Raw genomic sequence first — 19,836 nt, 5'->3', positions numbered from 1 at the left:
ATGAAGAGCAAGATAAAGCAATCAATGCTAACAAAGATGCAATTCAAGCTAACAGCACTGCAATTCAAGCTAACGCTGATGCAATCAAAGCTAATGGCGATGCAATAAAAGCTAACGGTGAAGCAATCAAAACTAAAGCTGATGCTTGGGATACAGCTAAAAAATTTGCAGCAGTTCAAGAGATGTTTGATGATCAAACCCGTAAGAATGCTGAGTTAGATAAAAAGAATGAAAATCAAGATAAAGCAATCAAAGCTAACGGCGAAGCAATCAAAGCTAATGGCGAAGCAATCAACACAGAAAGAGATCAGCGTGTAGCAATGGATAATGTATTGGACAAAAAAATCACTGATGAAGCAACCAACCGTGCTAACGAAGACAAACGCATCGAAGCTAAATTTGACGGCGAAGTAGCTCGTCTGGACAGCAAAATCGACAAGCTGGATGCTCGTGTAGAAAAAGTTGGCGCTATGGCTGCTGCTATCGCTAACCTGCACACCATGGGTTATGATCCGGAAGCTCCGACCGAAATCGCTGTTGGCGTTGGCCAATACCGCGACAAGACAGGTATGGCTCTGGGTGCATTCCACTATCCTAACCGCGACTTCATGCTGAGCTTCAGCGTATCCACCGCTGGTGACGAATTCATGGGCGGCATTGGTGCAACCTGGAAATTCGGCCGTAAATCTCCGGAAGAACTGCGTCAAGCTGAAGCTGAAAAAGCTGCAAAAGCAAAACTGGCTAAAGCAGAAGCTGCAAAAAAAGCTGCTAAAGACGCACGCGTAGCTGCTCAACAAAAGAGACATGCAGAAATGCTGGCTGCTCGTACCGGTAAATAATTAATTTAAAAGAATTAATTTAAAATCCACAAATCATCAAGAGGGGAAGGGTGACTTTGCCCTCTTTTTGTTATATAATAGATGTAGTAAATTTTGTTTATTATGCGAGGTGTAAAAATGCGTTACGTTAAGCTGATTTTATTGCTGATAATGCTGAGTATTGCTGCCGTAGGCAACTGCCAGAACCTGCAGAAGGCAGGCGAAACCGATGTTGGCGTACTTTATGTGGATGTTGATTCGGTGCAGAGCCTGAGCAAAAGCGGGCAGCTGTATCTGGCTGTGTTTGCGGAGGAGCAGTACACAGACGCCGATTTTCTGAATTTGCTGCACGAGGACGAATCGCTGCAAAACGCCGTCGGTGCCATGTATTTGTATCTTTTCAACAGCAACGGTACGGAATATACCAAGGCAGCACACTATATTATTGATAAAGACGGCAAGGTGTGCCTGGACATGGGCGGTGAAACCGCAGTGCAGCAGACAAAGGGCAGCAAGGAAATGCTTAATGTATATACCAAAGCATTGGATGCATTAAACAAAAAGGTGCAGCAGAACAAATGGCTGCATAAATAAAAGCTTACTGAAAAACTTGTGGAGCACGCAGAACCTGCGGGAGCATTGCCTGTTGCGGTTGAGCGCATGTGCCGGTGCTTACAGAAAAAATTAGCAAAATTTTATACACTTTAAACTGACAGATTAAAAATGAAGCGTACGTACGACTTGTGAGTATGTACGCTTTTTTATTGGCGTGATATAATAAATATATCAGCAAACGAAGCTGCTGATTTGTAAAAGAAAAGGGAAGTAAGATACACATGCGTAAATTAAAGTTTGTTTTTCAGATTATCATAGCCTTCATCGTGGCGCTGGCAGCGTACAGCGGCCTGTACCAGCCTAACGCCGAAAGCGTGCGTGCGGCGGTAAAAAATAACCTGCCGCAGAGCATGCAGCAGAAGCAGGACACAGGCACAGCGCAGGGCAGACTGCGCATCAGTGTGCTGGATGTGGGGCAGGCGGATGCGATTTTGCTGCAGGACGGCAAGCGTAATATCATGATTGACGTGGGCAACGACGCTAAGGATAAGGTAGGCGACAGCGGCGGCAGGCAGGCGCTGATTAAGGCGCTGGACAAGGCCGGCGTCAGCAGGATTAAGACTGTTTTCGTGACGCACCATCATCGTGACCATATGGGTAATATCATGTATGTGCGCGGTAAATACGGTGTCAGCAATATTTATGACAGTGGTTATGTGAACAACGGCTACAAAGCGTCCGTGGCGCTGAACAGTGATTTGCGCGCCGGCAGGTATAACGGACAGGCGCTGAAGGCCGGGGACAAGATTACGATTGACAAAAATTATTATATCGAGGTGCTGGCGCCGGGAGATTTCCTCAGCAAAAAGGACCTGAAGAATATGAATAACACCAGCCTGGTGCTGATGCTGCATTATGGCAGCTTTAAAATGCTGCTGACGGGTGATGCGGAGGCGCCGGTGGAGGATGCGCTGCAGCAAAAATACGGTACTGCGCTGCAGGCGGACGTGCTGAAGGTTGGCCATCACGGCAGCAAGACATCGTCCTATTGGCCGTTCATTAGCAAGGTTAAGCCTAAATATGCGCTTATCAGCTGCGGTGATTTTTCGATTTACAAGCATCCGAACAAGAACGTGGTGGGCAGCTTAACGCATCTTGGCGCTAAGGTGCTGACGACGCACGATCACGGTACGCTGACGGTGACGACGGACGGTAAGAGCTTTGATGTGCTGACGGAGCGGTAGAAGGTTGCTTAAGAGGAAGATGTGGGGTAGAATAGGGAATAGAAATTCTTTACAAATAAACAAGATAAAAGATAAATGAGTTTGAAAGGTGTGTTTGTGATGAAGAAAATATTGTGTTTGTTAGTTTTGCTGCTGTCGCTGACTGCAACCTGTGCAGCTTTTAATCCGCCGCAGCCGCCTAGATGGTATTGGGTAGGTTCTAATGCTCATTATGGGACGTGGATTGATACTGCAACGGCAAGATTTTATACAGGTAGCGAAAAGTATGCGCATAGGAATCATCAATGTGCACTTGTATGGGTGGAATGGTATAACGCAGATAAAGATAAATATGTTATTTCACATGATGAATTTGACCTTGACTGCAGAATGGCAAGAACATTACATGCTACGCTTTATGATAGTCAAAATAGAGTAATTGATTCGTCCAACAGAAGCTATGCTGATTTTGAGGATATTATTCCCGGCAGTAATGGAGAAGCGGTATATGATGCAGTGGTGCTGCTGAAAGAAACAAGAGAGAATGCACGGAGGTTGTAATGATGAAGCATTATGAGGTAGTGGCAGCGGTAATTGAGCATGACGGCAAGATTTTGTGCATGCAGCGTAATAAAGGCAAATTTGATTATGTAAGCTATAAATTTGAGTTTCCCGGCGGTAAGGTAGAGGCCGGCGAAGAGCGTCACACTGCGCTGGAACGCGAGCTGCGCGAGGAAATGGATATGGATATCAGCATTCCTGAGGATGCGTATCTGATGACGGTGGAGCACACCTATCCTGATTTTGCTATTACCATGCATGCCTATGTGTGCAAGCTGGCACAGCCCAAGTTCATTATGAAGGAGCATGTGGCAGCAAAATGGCTGCCTCCGGCAGATTTAAGAAGCCTGGATTGGGCAGCAGCAGATATGCCGATTGTAGAGCGTCTGCAGCAAGAGGAGATTGAATAATCGTGAACAGCAGTGAACTTGCCTTGTATTTGGAGGCGGGCTTTATTGATTTTAATATTGAAACTGACGAGCGCTTTTTGCCTAAGATATTGACCAATAATCAGCAGGAGCAGGTAAAGGTATTGGAAAACCTGCTCTTTGAGCTGGAGCATTGTGATGAATTTTTCTTTTCTGTGGCGTTTGTAACTAACAGCGGTATTGCCTGCTTGATTGATACGCTGAAGGAATTGGAGAATAAGCATATCAAGGGAAAGATTTTGGCTTCGCAATACCAAAATTTTACGGAACCGCGAGCGTTGCGCAGATTACTGCAGTTTCCCAATCTTGAATTGAAGATAATCACCTCTGATTATAATTTTCATGCTAAGGGTTATCTGTTCCATACACACGCAACGTCTGCTAAAGATGAAAATTACACTATGATTGTCGGCAGCAGTAATTTGACGCAAAGTGCGCTGACTGTTAACCGTGAGTGGAATGTGCAGCTTTCGTCCATGAAGGATGGCGCTTTAATCAGGCAGATGCAGGAGGAGCTTAATCAGGCGTGGGATGATGCTACACCTGTTACTGAGGAATGGATTGCTGCCTATGAGCGTATTTATGGTGAAGCGCGCAGCCAACGGCAGCGTGCCTATACAAAAATCCATAAGCTGTACAAAATCAATCCTAATAAAATGCAGGCAGCAGCCTTGCAAAATATTGCAGCGCTTAGGGCAGAGGGCAAGAATCGCGCTTTGCTGATTTCTGCTACTGGCACTGGTAAAACATATCTTTCGGCCTTTGATGTGCGGGCAGCGCAGCCTAAACGCTGCTTGTTTATAGTGCATCGAGGGCTGATTGCGCGTAAATCTAAGGAAAGCTTTGAGCAGATTATTGATGAGCATATCACGACAGGCTTGTTTACCAGCGGTCACAGAGAAATAGACAGGGATTATGTGTTTGCTACAGTGCAGACCTTGGTAAAGGATGAAAATTTACATGCCTTTGCACCAGATGCTTTTGACTATATTATTATCGACGAAGCGCATCATGCCGGAGCCAAAAGCTACCAAAAGGTGCTGAGCTATTTTAAGCCTAAGTTTTTACTGGGTATGACGGCAACGCCGGAGCGCTCCGATGACTGCGATATTTTTAAAACCTTTGACCATAATATTGCTTACGAAATCCGTTTGCATCAGGCCTTGGCTGAAAATATGCTGGTGCCGTTTCATTATCACGGCGTAAGCGAAATTGTTGTAGATGGCGAGCTTTTAGATGATAATGCCGATTTTGTGCGCCTGACAAGTGAAGAACGTGTCAAAAATATCCTGTATTATGCAGATTTTTATGGCTGTGACCAAGGGCGTGTCAAGGGTATAGTCTTTTGCAGCAGAATAGAAGAAGCGAAGGCTCTGTCAGAGGCATTTAATCAGCATGGCAAAAGGTCTGCCTTTTTGGCTGGCGCTACCAGTGAGGAAGAGCGTGCAAGGCTTATCAAGCGTCTTGAAAGCGATGAAGAGGGCGTAGATAAGCTTGATTATCTTTTCTCGGTTGATGTTTTGAATGAAGGTGTAGATATTCCTTCCGTCAATCAGATTATTATGCTGCGTCCTACGCAGTCTGCTATTGTTTTTGTGCAGCAGCTTGGCCGTGGTCTGCGTAAGAGCAAGGCAAAGCGTTATTTGGAGGTTATTGATTTTATCGGTAACTATGAAAACAATTATATGCTGCCGATAGCGTTGTATGGTGACCGCAGCTGCAGCAAGGAAAAGCTGCGTCGCATTGTGCATAATAACTTTTTACCTGGTGCATCGACAGTTTATTTTACCGATGTGGTTCGGGAGCGCATTTTCGATTCTTTGAATAAAAATAATTTTTTAGAGCTGCGCAAGCTCAAAGAGTCCTATCAATTAGTTAAATCTAAGCTTGGTCATGCACCGATGATGCTTGATTTTCTGGCTTTGGGTGACAAGGATCCATATCTGTTTATCCAAAAGAAAAAATCCTATTATAACTTCAGGCAGTACGCAGATCATTACGAAAGCACGTTGAGTGCAACGCATGGCAGGCTGTTGGAGTTTATCTGCTTGGAGCTTGCTAATGGCAGACGCTTGGAAGAGGTTGCGCTGCTGCGCTATTTAATGCAGCATACGCAAATTGACGTGCCTGCATTTATACAATATATGCAGGATAAATACCAGCTTACTACCTCGGCAGCAACTGTTGCCAGCGTAGTGAATGTATTGAGTATGCAATTTTTTAAAACTGCGGATGCCCAAAAATATGGTAATATGCCGTTGGTGAATGCGAATGCAGACAGCATTTGCTTAAGTGAAAAATTTAGCAGCATGCTTGCAAATAAGGAATTTTACGGCTATGTTAATGATACTTTGGCCTATGCGGAAAAACGCTTTTTGTTTGATTATAAGCCAGCAAAATTTTATCATGGCTTTAAGCTGTATGGTTCATATACGCGTAAAGATGTCTGCCGTATATTGAACTGGGCGAAGGATGAAAGCGCTGTTGTTTATGGCTATAGGGTTAAATACAACACCTGTCCGATATTTGTAACCTATAAAAAGGACGAGAATATCAGTGAAAGCACTAAATATGATGACAGATTTGCCAGTCCTACGATTTTCAACTGGCAGACGCGCAGCAGAGTCAATATTGATTCGCCTGAGGTTGTGGCGATTGAGCAGCCGGAAACACTGAAGCTCCTGTTTATCAAAAAGAGTGATGCTGAGGGCTCAGAGTTTTATTTTATGGGAGAAATGCTGCATAAGCAGAGCATCGGTACAACTATTACCGGCAATAAGGGCGAAAAGCTTTCTATTGTGCAAATGTTTTACGAAATGAAAACGCCGGTAGAAGCAAAGATTTATGATTATTTTGAAGGATAGTAGTAATGTTATTCTTGGGCGTTGCATTAGATAAGGCTGGCGCTAAGCAGAAACCCTACGGAGGTACACCATGGAAAAACCAATAATTAAAGACGAAGCCTTTTTGGCACAAAAATCGCAGCCTGCAACCTTTATGGATATTGCAGTAGCGCAGGATTTATTAGATACGCTTGCAGCTCATGCGGACCGTTGCGTGGGCTTGGCAGCAAATATGATCGGCGTGCAGAAATGCGTTATCGCCGTCAATATCGGTCCTACGAATATTGCTATGCTGAACCCGGAGATTATCAAGCGCTCCGGCAAATATATGACGGAGGAGGGCTGCCTGTCGCTGGAGGGCGAGCGTGCTGCAGTGCGCTACGAAAAAATTACGGTGGCTTATCAGGACATGCAGTTTAAAAAGTGCAAGCAGAGCTTCAGTGGCTTTACGGCGCAGATTATCCAGCATGAGATTGACCATTGCCATGGTATTATAATTTAAGCGCAGAGATGGCCCGAGAAACTGCAAAGTGCTTGTTTATTCAAAAAGAATGTTAGAAATTATCTTAGAAAATATCGTCACTGCTCCCGAAAGGCTTGGTCTGCCTGCAGCGTATGCAGAGTCCGACGTGCTGCTTTACAGGCAGTACGGGCGCTATGACACGGTTGCCGTGCAGCGCGAGGGCAGGCAATTACTCGAGCGTGCGGAAGCATTGCAGGCGGAGTATGACATCGCTGCATTGCCAAGGCTTGGCAAGCAATATGCTGAGTGGAGCAAAAAGCTGCAGCAGCTAAAGTTCAAACGCCTGCTGCATGGCGAGTTTGCTGCGGACAAGGGTATTACGCTTTATGTGAATGCTATCAGGCAGGAATGTGCTGAGCATGGCTGGGATTATGCAGTCTATTATGATTCCGTGCTGGTGCATGAGCGTGTGCATCTGCTGCATTATCAGGCAGTGCTGGCGCACTTTGGCGCTGCCGGCGCAGCGGTGCAGAGTGCGGAGTACAAGCAGGCGCAGCGCTATTGGTACGGACGGCAGACGGAGGCGGCCCAGGCTGCCGTGGTCAAGGAAACGCTGGCGGAGTTTGCCCGTTGGCTGTGGTGCCTGCAGCAGGGGCATTTGGCGCTGGCGCAGGCGTTTTTGCAGACGCCCGAGGAGGCGCGGACGTGCATTCCGTACTATCCTTATGCAGGAGTGCGGGGACTGTGCGCGTTGTATGTAAGGTCGCCGCAGGCGGCAGTACGGGCGTATAGCGAGCTGTGGCAGCTGTCGCTGACGAGCTGGCAGCAGGCATATGCACGGATAAAAGAGCTGTAGCGCAGCAAAATAGCAAAAAAAATAACAGCCCAATTCTCAAAGCATGAGTTTTGGGCTGTTTTCTTATGCAATTTTTTAGGCAAAGCCAAGCATTAAGCCGATTTGTCTTACGATAAACGCTACGCACCAGGCCACAACAAGCTCATAGCCCATAAGGCAGAGCGTGCCGGTATCCGAGTTCAGCTCGCGGCGAATGGTAGCCAGCGCTGCGACGCAGGGCGGATAGAGCAGGCAGAACACCAGGAAGGTGTAGGCGGTGAGCGGCGAAAAGAGGCTTGCCAGATCAGGCGCACCGCCGCTGCCGACTGCGAGCACGGAAAGCGTACTGATGACAACCTCTTTAGCGGTGATACCACAGATGAGCGAGGTTGTTGCCTGCCAGCTGCCGAAGCCGAGCGGCGCAAAAATAGGCGCTGCCAGCTTGCCGATGGAGGCGATAATGCTGTCGGAGGCATCTACCATGTAAAAGCGGATGTCAAAGTTCTGCAGGAACCAGACGATGATGCTGACGAGGAAGATAACCGTGAAGGCCTTATGCAGAAAGTCCTTGGCTTTTTCCCACATATGCATGATGATGTTGCGCGCCGTCGGCAGACGGTAGGCAGGCAGCTCCATGACGAAGGGAACAGGCTTGCCGCGGAATACCAGGCTGTTGAGCAAAAAGCCGGAGATAACAGCAACGCAGATACCGGTGAGGTAGAGCGAAAGCATGACCAGACCGCCGTTATGCGGGAAGAAGGCGGCGATGAACATACCGTAGATAGGCAGCTTAGCGCTGCAGCTCATGAACGGTGTGAGCATGATGGTCATTTTGCGGTCGCGCTCACTGGCGAGGGTGCGCGAGGCCATGATGGCCGGCACGCTGCAGCCGAAGCCGATGATCATCGGAACAAAGGACGAACCGGAGAGGCCGATTTTACGCAGCATCTTATCCATAACGAAGGCAACACGCGCCATGTAACCGCTGTCCTCGAGCATCGAAAGGAAGAAGAACAGGGTGACGATGGTCGGCAGGAAGGAAAGCACGGCACCGACACCGGAGAAGATGCCGTCGATAATCAGCGAATGCATCGGCGGTGCGATATCCAGCACGGTGAGCTTGTTATCAACCGAAGCTGTTAAAGCATCGATAACATTGCTGAGGATGTAGCTGAGAAAAGCTCCGATAACGTCAAAGGTGAGCCAGAAAACAAGGCCCATGATAAGCACGAAAATAGGGATAGCATAAAATTTATGCGTCAGATAATGGTCGATTTTGACGGAGCGCAGCTGTGCTTCCGTATGCTTGGGCTTCTGCACGGTCTGCGCGCAGAGGTCCTCGATATAGGCATAGCGCATATCTGCCAACGCCGCTTCCTTATCCGTTTTGAGGTTTTGCTCCATTTCGGTAACGAAGTGGCCGATGATATCGCATTCGTTTTCCGAAAGCTGCAGCGCCTTGGCGAAGTCGCTGTCGCCCTCGATAAGCTTGGTGGCGGTAAAGCGCAGCGGCAGGTTCTGGCGACGTGCTTTGGTTTCGATTAAGTGGGCGATACTGTGAATAGCGGTATGTACAGGACCGCTGCAGAAGTCCAGGCGTTGTGGCAGCTGCTGGTTTTGCGCAACCTCTACGGCGCGGCGCAAAAGCTCGCCCACGCCTTCGCCGGAGTTGGCGGTGATGGGGACAACAGGCACGGTCAGCGAATCCTCCATTGCTTTGATGTCAATACTGCCGCCGCTGCCGGTGAGCTCGTCCATCATGTTGAGGGCGATGACCATCGGGATATTCAGCTCGATGAGCTGCAGGGAAAGATACAGGCTACGTTCAATATTAGTTGCGTCAATGACGTTGATAATAGCGTCCGGCTTATTGTATAACAGCAGGTCACGCGTAACAATTTCTTCCGAGGTGTAGGGAGAAAGCGAGTAGATGCCGGGCAGGTCGATAACGCCTGCGTCCGGTACGGCGAGAATCGTACCTTCCTTTTTCTGGACGGTTACACCGGGAAAGTTGCCGACGTGCTGGTTACTGCCGGTGAGATAATTGAACAGCGTGCTTTTGCCGCAGTTCTGGTTGCCGACGAGGGCGAAATGCAGCTTCATGCTTCGCTCACCTCCGGCGTAACGGTGATTTTGGCGGCTTCCTCCGCACGCAGTGTCAGTTCGTAGCCACGCAGGGAGATTTCCAGCGGGTCACCGAGCGGTGCGCGCTTGCGTACCATAACGCGGGTGCGGGGCGTGAGCCCCATATCAAGCAGACGGCGACGCAGAATGCTGCCTTCGCCGCCGACCTTAGCGATGATAGCCTCCTGACCTAAGGGAAGCTTATCTAATGTTGTAGTTTCCATGATTTTGACCTTCTTTGAGTGATTTTGCTTAAGCTTTAATTATATATATGAAGCATGAAGCGGTCAAGTAAAACAAAGCTTTTACCGATAAACTTTAATTAAAAAATATACAATGTAGATTTTGTTACAGCTTTACATGACGGTGCCGTTGGTGAGACGGATTTTTTCGGTCTTGGCTTCTGCCAGCTGGCCCTGATTAATCATACCATATTTATGCATAGCGGCCAGCACCAGCAGCTGACGTTTTTTGCAGCCCTCGGGGTTTTCCAGCGGATTGAGGCTGGTGGGCGCGTAGGGAAGTGAGGCGATGACGGCGGCCTCGGCCAGAGTCAGCGCCGAAGGTGCCTTGCCGAAGTATGTTCTGCTGGCCTGTTTAATACCGGTGGAGCCTGCGCCGAAGTAGGTGGTGTTCAGATAAAGCTCCAGAATTTCGTCCTTGCTGTAATTATCCTCCAGCATGAGCGAGAGCACGGCCTCTTCAATTTTACGCTCCATGCTTTGCTCGTGCGACAGAAAAACATTTTTGACAAACTGCTGTGTCAGCGTGCTGCCTCCCTGCACTACCTCGCCGGCGTTGATGTTGGCCAGTGCGGCGCGCAGAATGCCTTCCACGGCAATAGCGCCGTGATTATAAAAAGCGTGGTCCTCGATAGCAATCAACGCCTGCGGTATATCGCGCGACATGGCGTCAAGACTTGTCCAGTTCGGGTTTTGGCGGATAGGATCGATAACCTCATCCATATTAAAGGCCAGATAGAATTTATGTACGGGCGAGGGCCATTCCTCCTTGGGAGGCAGCAGGCTGGTGAAAAGCGCCATAGCGGCGGATTTTTCGTGCTTGCTGACCTTCTGCTGTTCCTGCTGTATGGGGGTGGTAGGCTGAGCCTTATCTGTAATGTTGTCATAACCCACCATGCCTATAAAAATAAGCAAAGCCATGATAATGATTTTAAACATAAGATACACCTCGTTAGTAATTTTAATATATTTTAAACAGTGACGTGTATAGCTTTCACGTCTATTGTAACAATAAAGTGTGAATTTGGCAAAAAATACTGGTATATTTACCTTTTAGGTAGTAAAATAAGATTGTAAAATGGATTATTGTCCCTTAATTTTTACAAAAAAATTCACAAAGTGCTTGCAAAATTATACAATTTAGTTGTATAATTATCGAGTACAAAGGAGGATGGATATGAAAGCAAGTGTTATCGGTGCAACAGGCTACGCAGGAGTTGAGCTTCTGCGACTTTTGGACGGACATCCGGAAGCGGAAATTGCCGTAATTACCTCTGAGAGCAGTACGGGAGAGGCGATTGCTTCTATGTATCCGCATTTGTCGGGACGTATTGAAAAGAATCTGCAGTCTATGCAGGAGCTGGATGCTATTGCAGCAGCAAGTGATGTGATTTTTATTGCCCTGCCTCATGGCCATGCTATGAAGATAGGCAAGCAGCTGCGAGGCAGCAAGACCAAGATTATTGACCTCGGCGGCGATTATAGATTTAAGGATTACCATGTGTTTGAACAGTGGTACAAGGTGAAGCATGAGGACCCGGAGGCGCAGGCTGTCTACGGTCTGACAGAGCTTTTCCGCGATAAGGTGCGCGGGGCGCAGCTGGTGGCAAATCCCGGCTGTTACACTACCTGCAGCATTCTGGCGCTGGTGCCGCTTTTAAAATATAAGCTGATTGAAGCTCAGGGCATTGTGATTGATGCCAAAAGCGGTACGACCGGTGCGGGCCGCAGCCTGAAGGCAGGCAGTCTTTACTGCAGTGTCAACGAAAGCTTTAAGGCCTACGGTGTTGCTTCGCACCGCCATACACCGGAAATCGAGCAGATTTACAGCGAGTTTGCCGGTGAGGATGTTGTGATTCAGTTCACCCCGCATCTGCTGCCTGTAGACCGCGGTATTTATGCAACCTGCTACGCACAGATGAAGCAGGGCGTAACGGATGCCCAGATTGAGGAGGCCTATCAGGCAATGTACGGCGATGAATTTTTCATCCGCCTGCGCGGTAAGGGAGTTTGCCCGGAATTGAAGAATATCCGCGGCTCCAACTATGTGGACCTTGGCTGGCAGACCGATAAGCGTACAGGACGTATTATTGTAATGAATTGTATTGATAATCTGGTTAAGGGTGCTGCGGGACAGGCAGTGCAGAACATGAATGTTATGTTTGGCATTGATGAAACTGCCGGCCTGCGTCAGCTGCCGCTTGTTCCTTAAGATTGTTATAACTATTATACTATAAAATGGTGCTTAACGGTGATGCTGCCGTAGAAGAAAAGATGTAAGCACCTGAGAAAGAGGGGAATCTCATGAAGAAATTAGAAGGCTGGGTGACTGCACCGCAGGGCTTCATTGCTGCCGGCGTCAAGGCCGGTATCAAAGCCAGCGGCAATCATGATGTAGCAGTTATTTTCAGTACCGTGCCTGCGGCCTGCGGTGCGGTATTTACACAAAATAAAATGTGCGCTGCTCCTGTGCTCGTGAGCCGCGAGGTCAACAAGCACGGTTATGCGCAGGCGATTGCCGTAAACAGCGGCTGTGCCAACGCCTGCACGGGCGAGCAGGGCCTGGCGGATGCCAAGAAAATGCAGGCGCATACGGCAGAGCTTTTAGGCATCGCTCCGGAAGCAGTATTTGTCTGCTCCACCGGTGTTATCGGCCAGTTCCTGCCGATGGATAAGCTTTTAACAGGCATTGCCGATGCTGTCGACAGCTTGGACGAATGCGAGGGTGAAAGCTGCGCTATGGCGATTCAGACTACGGATACCTTTATCAAGCACGCTGCCTATGAAACGGAAATCGGCGGCAAGAAGGTAACCTTCGCCGGTATCGCCAAGGGTGCTGGCATGATTCATCCGAACATGGCAACTATGCTGACCTTCATCACTACCGACGCTGCCGTTGCTCCCGATGTGCTGAAGCGCGCGGTGAAAAAGGCTGCCGACAAATCCTTCAACATGGTTGTTGTCGACGGCGATACCAGTACCAATGACAGCATGATTGTGCTGGCCAACGGTCTTGCCGAAAACGCAATCATTCTTTCGGAGGAGCATCCGGATTATCCGGCCTTCTTTGAAGCGCTGGTTGCCTGTGCTACCGACCTTGCCAAAATGATTGCGCATGACGGCGAGGGCGCTACCAAATTCCTCGAGGTAAATGTTACTGGTGCCGCAACCTGGGAGGATGCCAAAACCGCAGCGATGGCTATTGCCAAATCGCCGTTGGTAAAAACAGCCTTCTTCGGCGAGGACCCGAACTGGGGACGCATTGTCTGCGCTGCAGGCTACAGCGGTGCTGCCATGGAGGCAGATAAGGTAAACCTGTCTATCGGCGGCATCCGCCTGGTAGAAAATGGCATGAACTGCAACGTGCCTGCCGAAAAGCTGGCGCCGACCATGGCTGAGCATGATATTTCCATGAGCATCGACCTGGGGGCCGGGGAGGAAAGCGCCACTGTGTGGACTTGCGATTTTAGTTATGAGTATGTGAAGATTAACGGTGAATATCATACCTGAGTGGCCGAGTGATAAAGCACCATATACTTCGTCAAGCCTCCTCGGAGTACTGTTAGTACGCCTTCGTCGGCTTTCCTCGTCTCTGGTACTTTTTAGCTCGTCCTTGGTAGTGAGCGCATAATATTATTATGGTGGATTACATCTAATACTTTCTTTCACGTCTTTGGAGAGAAGCAATGATAAATATAAACGCAAGACAAATATATAAAAAAATGAGGGAGGACATCACTTATGTTAATGAACGAACAACAAGTACAGACCTTAATGGAAGCACTGCCGTATCTGAGCAATTTTAAAGATAAAACTATTGTCGTAAAATATGGCGGCAACGCTATGCTGAATGATGAGCTGAAAAACAAGGTGCTGCAGGATATCCTGTTCCTGCAATACGCCGGCATGCGTCCGGTAGTTGTTCACGGCGGCGGTCCGGAAATCAGCCGTCAGCTGGAGCAGGCCGGTAAAAAGAGCGAATTTGTCGGCGGTCTGCGTGTAACCGATGCAGAATCCGCAGCTATTGCCGAGATGGCGCTCGTAGGCAAAATCAACACTGACCTTGTTGGCCGTCTGAATGCTTTGGGTGGCAAGGCTGTCGGCCTCAACGGCAAGGATGCTAACCTGCTGAAGGCTAAAAAATATCTGGCTGATGTTTATGAAAACGGTGAGGTTAACCTGGTAGATATCGGTTTTGTCGGCAGCGTTAAAGAGGTCAACACCGATTTGATTAACTGCCTGCTGGACGGCGGTTATATTCCTGTAATCGCTCCGACCGGCGTCGGTGACGAGGGTGAAACCTATAACATTAACGCAGATGTTGCTGCCGGTGAAATTGCCGGTGCGCTGAAGGCAGAAAAGCTGCTGGTGCTGACTGATGTCCGCGGTATTTATTCCGCATATCCGGATGAAAGCAGCTTCATTTCCACTTTGACCTTTGAAAAGGCTCATGAGCTTATCCTCAAGGGCAGCATTGACGGCGGCATGATTCCTAAGGTTCGTTCCTGCATTAAGGCTTTGAGCGGCGGTGCCAAGAAAACACATATTATTGACGGCCGTGCCGAGCATTCTATTCTGATGGAGCTGTTCAGCGACAAGGGCGTTGGTACCGAGGTAGTTAAAGAAATCTGATAGCAGGGATCTTGCATGAGGGGGAGATATTCTTGGCAATGGATAAAAAACTATTATAGAAGAAACAGAAAAATATTATCTGCCTGTTTTCGGCAGATATCCGATGGTTATGGAGCTTGGCCATGGCTGCCGTGTGTGGGACAACGAGGGCAATGAGTATGTGGATGCCTTTGCCGGTATTGCTGTCAACAGCCTTGGTTACAATCATCCGGTGCTGGTGAAGGCTATCAGTGAGCAGGCTGCTAAGCTGATGCACTGCTCCAATCTGTATTATACCGAGATTCAGGTAAAGGCCTTGCGTGTTGTGGCCGAGGTTACCGGTATGGACCGCATTTTCTTTGCCAACTGCGGTGCCGAGGGCAATGAGGGCGCTATGAAGCTGGCGCGTAAATACGGCGTGAGCAAAGCGCCTACGAAATATAAAATTATTTCTGCCGACGAATCCTTCCACGGACGCACCTTTGATACGCTGGCTGCTACCGGCCATGATTATTATCATGTGGGCTACGGTCCGCTGAGCCCCGGACATGTGCTTGTACCTTACGGCGATATTAAGGCGCTGGAGGCTCAAATGGATGATGATGTCTGCGCTGTTCTGCTGGAGCCTATTCAGGGCGAGGGCGGCGTGCATGTACCGCCTGCTGAGTATTTGCAGCAGGTGCGTGCGCTGTGCGATAAGCATGATGCGCTGCTGATTTTCGACGAGGTGCAGACCGGTGTTGCTCGTACCGGCAAATGGTTTGCTTATATGCACAGCGGCGTGAAGCCTGATATCCTGACCTTTGCCAAGGGCATCGGCGGAGGCTTCCCAGTTGCAGGCTTTGCTGTGCCGGAGCGCCTGGCGCATGTGTTTAAGCCCGGCGACCACGGCGGCACCTTCGGCGGTAACCCGCTGGCCTGCGCCGCTGTATACGCAACGCTGACGACTATCAAGTCCGAAGGACTGGTAGACAAGGTTGCGGAGAAGGGTGAATACTTTAAGAATGAGCTGCGTACGCTGCAGGAAAAATATCCTGACAAGGTTACCGATGTCCGCGGCTGCGGCCTGATGCTGGGCATGGAGGTTGCCGGCGAGGGCAAGCCGATTGTGGAAAGCTGCCTGGAAAACCATGTTATTGTGAACTGTACTGCGGGTAATGTTATCCGCATTGTACCGCCGCTGATTATCAGCAAGGAAGAAATTGATATCGTGGTTGCTGCGCTGGATAAGGCGCTGGCGGCCTGTTAAAAACGAGAGGGGATAAAAAATGAGTTTAAAAGACAAAGACCTGATTTCTATTCATGACCTTAGCGTAGGCGAGGTCGCAACAATTCTTGATGTGGCAAAAAAATTGAAACGTAAGCAAAAGGCCGGTGAGCCTCACCAATATTTGAAGGGCAAAACTCTGGCTATGCTGTTCTCCAAGGCTTCTACCCGTACCAGAACCTCTTTTGAGGTTGGCTTCTGGCAGCTGGGCGGCCATCCGATTTATCTGAGCGATTCCGCTTCCCAAATCGGCCGCGGCGAACCGATTCGCGATACTGCGCGTGTACTTTCCCGCTTCGTTGACGGTATTATGATCCGTACCTTCTCACATGATTCCGTTATTGAGCTGGCTAAATATGCAAGCGTTCCTGTTATCAACGGCCTGACCGATTTGCTGCATCCCTGCCAGGCTCTGACTGATATCTTCACTATTCAGGAGAAGATGAAGGTGCTCAAAGGCCGTAAGCTGGTTTATGTAGGCGACGGCAACAACATGGCACACTCTTTGATGTTTGCCTGCGCTAAGGTTGGCATGAACATGATCTGCGCCAGCCCGAAGGGCTATCAGCCTGATCCGGAAATCCTGCGTCTGGCACAGGAGGACGCTGCCCAAACCGGCTGCAGCATTACCGTAGAGGAGGACATCTTCAAGGCTGCTAAGGGCGCCGACGTGCTCTATACCGATGTATGGACCAGCATGGGCGAGGAAGCAGAGCGTGAGGTTCGTTTCAAAGCACTGCATAATTATCAGATTAACCAGGCGCTGCTGAACGAAGCACGTCCGGAAGCAATCGTTCTGCATTGCCTGCCTGCACACCGCGGTGAAGAAATTACCGAGGAAGTGCTGGAAGGACCGCAATCTGTTGTATTCGACCAGGCAGAGAACAGACTGCACGTACAAAAGGCTATTATGGCGCTGCTGATGAGCGACGAAGTACTCTAAATCAGGTCTTGAATGTATAAATATAACGGCTGAGCGTATAGTTTATATGCTTAGCCGTTCTTGTATACAGATAAAATTTTCTGAAATAAGCTATATTTTAGGCTTTTTGTTACATCTAGTACACAAAAAGTATTGTATACATGCGCTTAAATACTTGATTTATGCATAAAAAGGGTATATAATACAAGAAGTTTGTAAGTTTATTCACTAATGCATAGCATTATACAGAAATGGGAGGCTATTATAATGAAAAAAGAAGATATTAAGAAAGTAGTTCTGGCTTACTCCGGTGGCCTTGATACATCCGTAATTATCCCCTGGCTGAAAGAGCATTACAACAACTGCGAAGTTATCGCTGCCTGCGCTGACCTTGGCCAAGGCGACGAACTGGAACCCGTTCATGACAAAGCACTGAAAACCGGTGCAAGCAAATGCTACATCATGGACCTGAAAGAAGAATTCATCAGCGACTATGTATGGCCCACTGTTAAGGCCGGTGCTGTATACGAAAAGAAATACCTGCTGGGTACTTCCTTCGCTCGTCCGCTGATTGCTAAAAAATTAGTTGAAATCGCTGAAAAAGAAGGCGCTGATGCTATTGCTCACGGTGCTACCGGCAAAGGCAACGACCAGGTTCGTTTCGAACTGTCCGTAAAGGCTCTGGCTCCGCAGCTGGCAATCATTGCTCCGTGGCGTGAGTGGGAACTGCGCAGCCGTGACCAGGAAATCGACTATGCTGCAGCACATAACATTCCTATCCCTGTATCCCATGACCATGACTACTCCATGGACCGCAACATGTGGCATCTGTCCCATGAAGGCAGCGACCTGGAAGATCCGTGGAATGCACCGAAAGATGAATTGTTCATCGTTACCAACATTCCTGAAAAAGCTCCCGATAAACCGGAATATGTTGAACTGGAATACGTTGAAGGCGTACCTGTAAGCGTTAACGGTGAAAAACTCAGCCCGGCTAAGCTCGTTGAAAAACTGAACGAAATCGGTATCCGCAACGCTGTTGGTATTACCGATATGGTTGAAGATCGTCTGGTTGGCATGAAATCCCGTGGCGTTTATGAAAACCCTGCCGGCGCTATCATCTACTACGGCCACAACGATCTGGAAAACCTTTGTCTGGACCGTGCAACCCAATCCTTCAAGCAACAGGTTTCCATCCGTTATTCCGAGCTGGTTTACGATGGCATGTGGTTCAGCCCGCTGCGTGAGGCTCTGGATGCTTTCGTTAACGAAACTCAAAAAACCGTTACCGGTACTGTTCGCATGAAACTTTATAAAGGCAACATCTACAGTGCAGGCGTTAAATCCCCGTACTCCCTGTACAGCCAGGAATATGTAACCTTCGGCGAAGACGAAGTTTACAACCAGGCAGATGCTACCGGCTTCATCAACCTCTTCGGCCTGCCGCTGAAAGTTAGAGCGCTGATGAAGAAAGGCAACCTGAAATAATGGCTAAGCTTTGGGGCGGTCGTTTCAGTAAGAATACGAACGAATTGGTGGACGCATTTAATGCGTCCATTGATTTTGATAAACGCTTATATCACGAGGATATCCGCGGCAGCATTGCTCATGCCGGTATGCTGGCTAAATGCGGTATCATTCCGGCAGAGGACGGGGAGAAAATCATTGCCGGTCTGAAAGACATCCTGGCTGATATTGAAGCAGGCAACTTCCATTTTGACGTTACGCTGGAGGATATTCATATGAATGTGGAAGCGCGTCTGACCGAACGTATCGGCAGCGCCGGCGCCCGTCTGCATACCGCACGCAGCCGTAACGACCAGGTTGCACTCGATATGCATATGTATATGAAGCGTGAGGTTGCCGAAATTGCCGAGCTTTTACTCAAATTTGAGGAAGCTCTTTTAACAGTTGCCAAAAAGCACGAAAAAACTCTGATGCCGGGTTATACCCATCTGCAGCGTGCGCAGCCGATTACCTTTGCTCATCATATGCTGGCATATTTCAATATGCTGCAGCGTGACTTCCGCCGCCTGCTGGGCGTTTGGGAAGGCGCGGACATGATGCCGCTGGGTGCCGGTGCGATTGCAGGCACTACGTTCCCCATTGACCGTTTTATGGTTGCGGAGGAGCTGAACTTCGGCACAGTTTATCCGAACAGCATGGACGCAGTAAGCGACCGTGACTATATTATTGAATTCCTTTCCTTTGCTTCCACCCTCATGATGCACATGAGCCGTCTGAGCGAGGAAATCTGCCTCTGGAGCAGCACCGAATTCGGCTTTGTTGAGCTGGACGATGCTTTTGCCACCGGTTCTTCCATGATGCCGCAGAAGAAGAACCCTGATATTTCCGAGCTGGTACGCGGTAAAACCGGCCGTGTGTATGGTCATCTGATGGCTATGCTGACAACGGCTAAGGGCCTGCCGCTGACCTATAACAAGGACCTGCAGGAGGATAAGGAAGGCTTCTTCGACGCTATCGACACCGTTAAATTCACGCTGGCTGTTTATCGTGATATGATTCTGACGATGACGGTTAATGTGGACAAGATGGCGCAGGCAGTGAGCAAGGATTTCTCCAATGCCACCGACCTGGCAGACTATCTGGTACGCAAGGGACTGCCCTTCCGTCAGGCACATGAGGTTGTCGGCAAATGCGTTGCCTATGCTATTCATCAGGGCAAATTCCTGCCGGAGATTTCTCTGGAGGAATACAAGCAGTTCTCCGACCTCTTCGAGAGCGATTTGCTGGTAGCTCTGAAGCCCGAGCATTGCGTAGAAGCACGTAAATCCTACGGCGGACCTGCTTTCTCCGAAAACGAGAAGCAGTTCGCTATCGGCGACAAGGTGCTGGCAGTGCAGCAGGCTAAGCTGGAGGAGCTGCAAAGCAAGCTGTAATTAAAAATAACGCGCCAAGCGCATAAAAAATGAGCAAGACAGTA

At 48.8% G+C, this 19,836-nt stretch carries 18 protein-coding genes; 15 read left to right on the top strand and 3 right to left on the bottom strand.

Going from position 1 to position 19,836, the window contains the following annotated elements:
• The 8 genes from HMPREF9443_RS03190 to HMPREF9443_RS03155 form a co-directional block, all read left to right on the top strand.
• The coding region (locus HMPREF9443_RS03190; RefSeq protein ID WP_009145069.1) for a YadA C-terminal domain-containing protein at positions 1–839 on the top strand (839 nt) is incomplete at its 5' end.
• A 117-nt stretch (positions 840–956) separates the two neighbouring features.
• Entirely contained in the window at positions 957–1,412 is a 456-nt protein-coding gene (locus tag HMPREF9443_RS03185) for a hypothetical protein (protein WP_040564943.1), read from the top strand.
• A gap of 242 nt (positions 1,413–1,654) precedes the next feature.
• Complete coding sequence (locus HMPREF9443_RS03180; RefSeq protein ID WP_009145067.1) at positions 1,655–2,617, top strand: ComEC/Rec2 family competence protein; 963 nt, start codon at positions 1,655–1,657, stop codon at positions 2,615–2,617.
• Between the two features lie 99 nt (positions 2,618–2,716).
• A complete protein-coding gene (locus tag HMPREF9443_RS03175) occupies positions 2,717–3,157 on the top strand; it encodes a hypothetical protein (protein ID WP_040564941.1) in 441 nt (146 codons plus the stop codon).
• 2 nt (positions 3,158–3,159) lie between these two features.
• Positions 3,160–3,567, top strand: coding sequence for a (deoxy)nucleoside triphosphate pyrophosphohydrolase (locus HMPREF9443_RS03170; RefSeq protein WP_040564939.1), 408 nt, complete (start codon positions 3,160–3,162; stop codon positions 3,565–3,567).
• Between the two features lie 2 nt (positions 3,568–3,569).
• Complete coding sequence (locus tag HMPREF9443_RS03165; protein WP_009145064.1) at positions 3,570–6,449, top strand: DUF3427 domain-containing protein; 2,880 nt, start codon at positions 3,570–3,572, stop codon at positions 6,447–6,449.
• 70 nt (positions 6,450–6,519) lie between these two features.
• Entirely contained in the window at positions 6,520–6,930 is a 411-nt protein-coding gene (locus tag HMPREF9443_RS03160) for a peptide deformylase (RefSeq protein ID WP_009145063.1), read from the top strand.
• Positions 6,931–6,979: 49 nt separating this feature from the next.
• Positions 6,980–7,747, top strand: a complete 768-nt coding sequence (locus HMPREF9443_RS03155) for a hypothetical protein (protein WP_009145062.1) — start codon at positions 6,980–6,982, stop codon at positions 7,745–7,747.
• A 75-nt stretch (positions 7,748–7,822) separates the two neighbouring features.
• Here the strand turns inward: HMPREF9443_RS03155 and feoB are convergent, their stop codons facing one another.
• From feoB to HMPREF9443_RS03140, 3 genes are all read right to left on the bottom strand, one after another.
• Positions 7,823–9,829, bottom strand: coding sequence for a ferrous iron transport protein B (feoB, locus tag HMPREF9443_RS03150; protein WP_009145061.1), 2,007 nt, complete (start codon positions 9,827–9,829; stop codon positions 7,823–7,825).
• Positions 9,826–10,074: a FeoA family protein gene (locus HMPREF9443_RS03145; RefSeq protein ID WP_009145060.1), complete on the bottom strand. Its 249-nt coding sequence runs from the start codon at positions 10,072–10,074 to the stop codon at positions 9,826–9,828. The genes feoB and HMPREF9443_RS03145 overlap by 4 nt, the downstream gene beginning before the upstream one ends.
• 132 nt (positions 10,075–10,206) lie before the next feature.
• Positions 10,207–11,031: a transglycosylase domain-containing protein gene (locus HMPREF9443_RS03140; RefSeq protein WP_009145059.1), complete on the bottom strand. Its 825-nt coding sequence runs from the start codon at positions 11,029–11,031 to the stop codon at positions 10,207–10,209.
• 238 nt (positions 11,032–11,269) lie between these two features.
• Here HMPREF9443_RS03140 and argC point away from each other — a divergent pair, with 238 nt between their 5' ends.
• The 7 genes from argC to argH all read left to right on the top strand — a co-directional run bounded on the left by argC (position 11,270) and on the right by argH (position 19,792).
• Positions 11,270–12,304: an N-acetyl-gamma-glutamyl-phosphate reductase gene (argC, locus tag HMPREF9443_RS03135; RefSeq protein ID WP_040564937.1), complete on the top strand. Its 1,035-nt coding sequence runs from the start codon at positions 11,270–11,272 to the stop codon at positions 12,302–12,304.
• Positions 12,305–12,396: 92 nt separating this feature from the next.
• Positions 12,397–13,602 carry a bifunctional glutamate N-acetyltransferase/amino-acid acetyltransferase ArgJ gene (gene argJ, locus HMPREF9443_RS03130; protein ID WP_009145057.1) on the top strand — a complete coding sequence of 402 codons (1,206 nt, stop codon included), beginning with the start codon at positions 12,397–12,399 and terminating at the stop codon, positions 13,600–13,602.
• 231 nt (positions 13,603–13,833) lie between these two features.
• Positions 13,834–14,724 carry an acetylglutamate kinase gene (argB, locus tag HMPREF9443_RS03125; protein ID WP_009145056.1) on the top strand — a complete coding sequence of 297 codons (891 nt, stop codon included), beginning with the start codon at positions 13,834–13,836 and terminating at the stop codon, positions 14,722–14,724.
• 52 nt (positions 14,725–14,776) lie between these two features.
• Positions 14,777–15,952, top strand: coding sequence for an aspartate aminotransferase family protein (locus tag HMPREF9443_RS03120; RefSeq protein ID WP_040564935.1), 1,176 nt, complete (start codon positions 14,777–14,779; stop codon positions 15,950–15,952).
• 19 nt (positions 15,953–15,971) lie between these two features.
• Positions 15,972–16,913, top strand: a complete 942-nt coding sequence (gene argF / locus HMPREF9443_RS03115) for an ornithine carbamoyltransferase (protein WP_009145054.1) — start codon at positions 15,972–15,974, stop codon at positions 16,911–16,913.
• A 246-nt stretch (positions 16,914–17,159) separates the two neighbouring features.
• Positions 17,160–18,380, top strand: coding sequence for an argininosuccinate synthase (locus HMPREF9443_RS03110; RefSeq protein ID WP_021720576.1), 1,221 nt, complete (start codon positions 17,160–17,162; stop codon positions 18,378–18,380).
• The gene (gene argH, locus HMPREF9443_RS03105) at positions 18,380–19,792 is read left to right on the top strand and encodes an argininosuccinate lyase (protein ID WP_009145051.1); all 1,413 of its coding nucleotides are present in this window, start codon (positions 18,380–18,382) and stop codon (positions 19,790–19,792) included. Before HMPREF9443_RS03110 ends, argH begins: the two co-directional genes overlap by 1 nt.
• Positions 19,793–19,836 lie beyond the last annotated feature (44 nt).

The organism is Phascolarctobacterium succinatutens YIT 12067, from assembly GCF_000188175.1.
Taxonomy (GTDB): Bacteria; Bacillota; Negativicutes; order Acidaminococcales; family Acidaminococcaceae; genus Phascolarctobacterium_A; species Phascolarctobacterium_A succinatutens.
The sequence above is the reverse complement of the archived record's forward strand: the minus strand, read 5'-3'. Positions and strand labels throughout refer to the sequence as shown.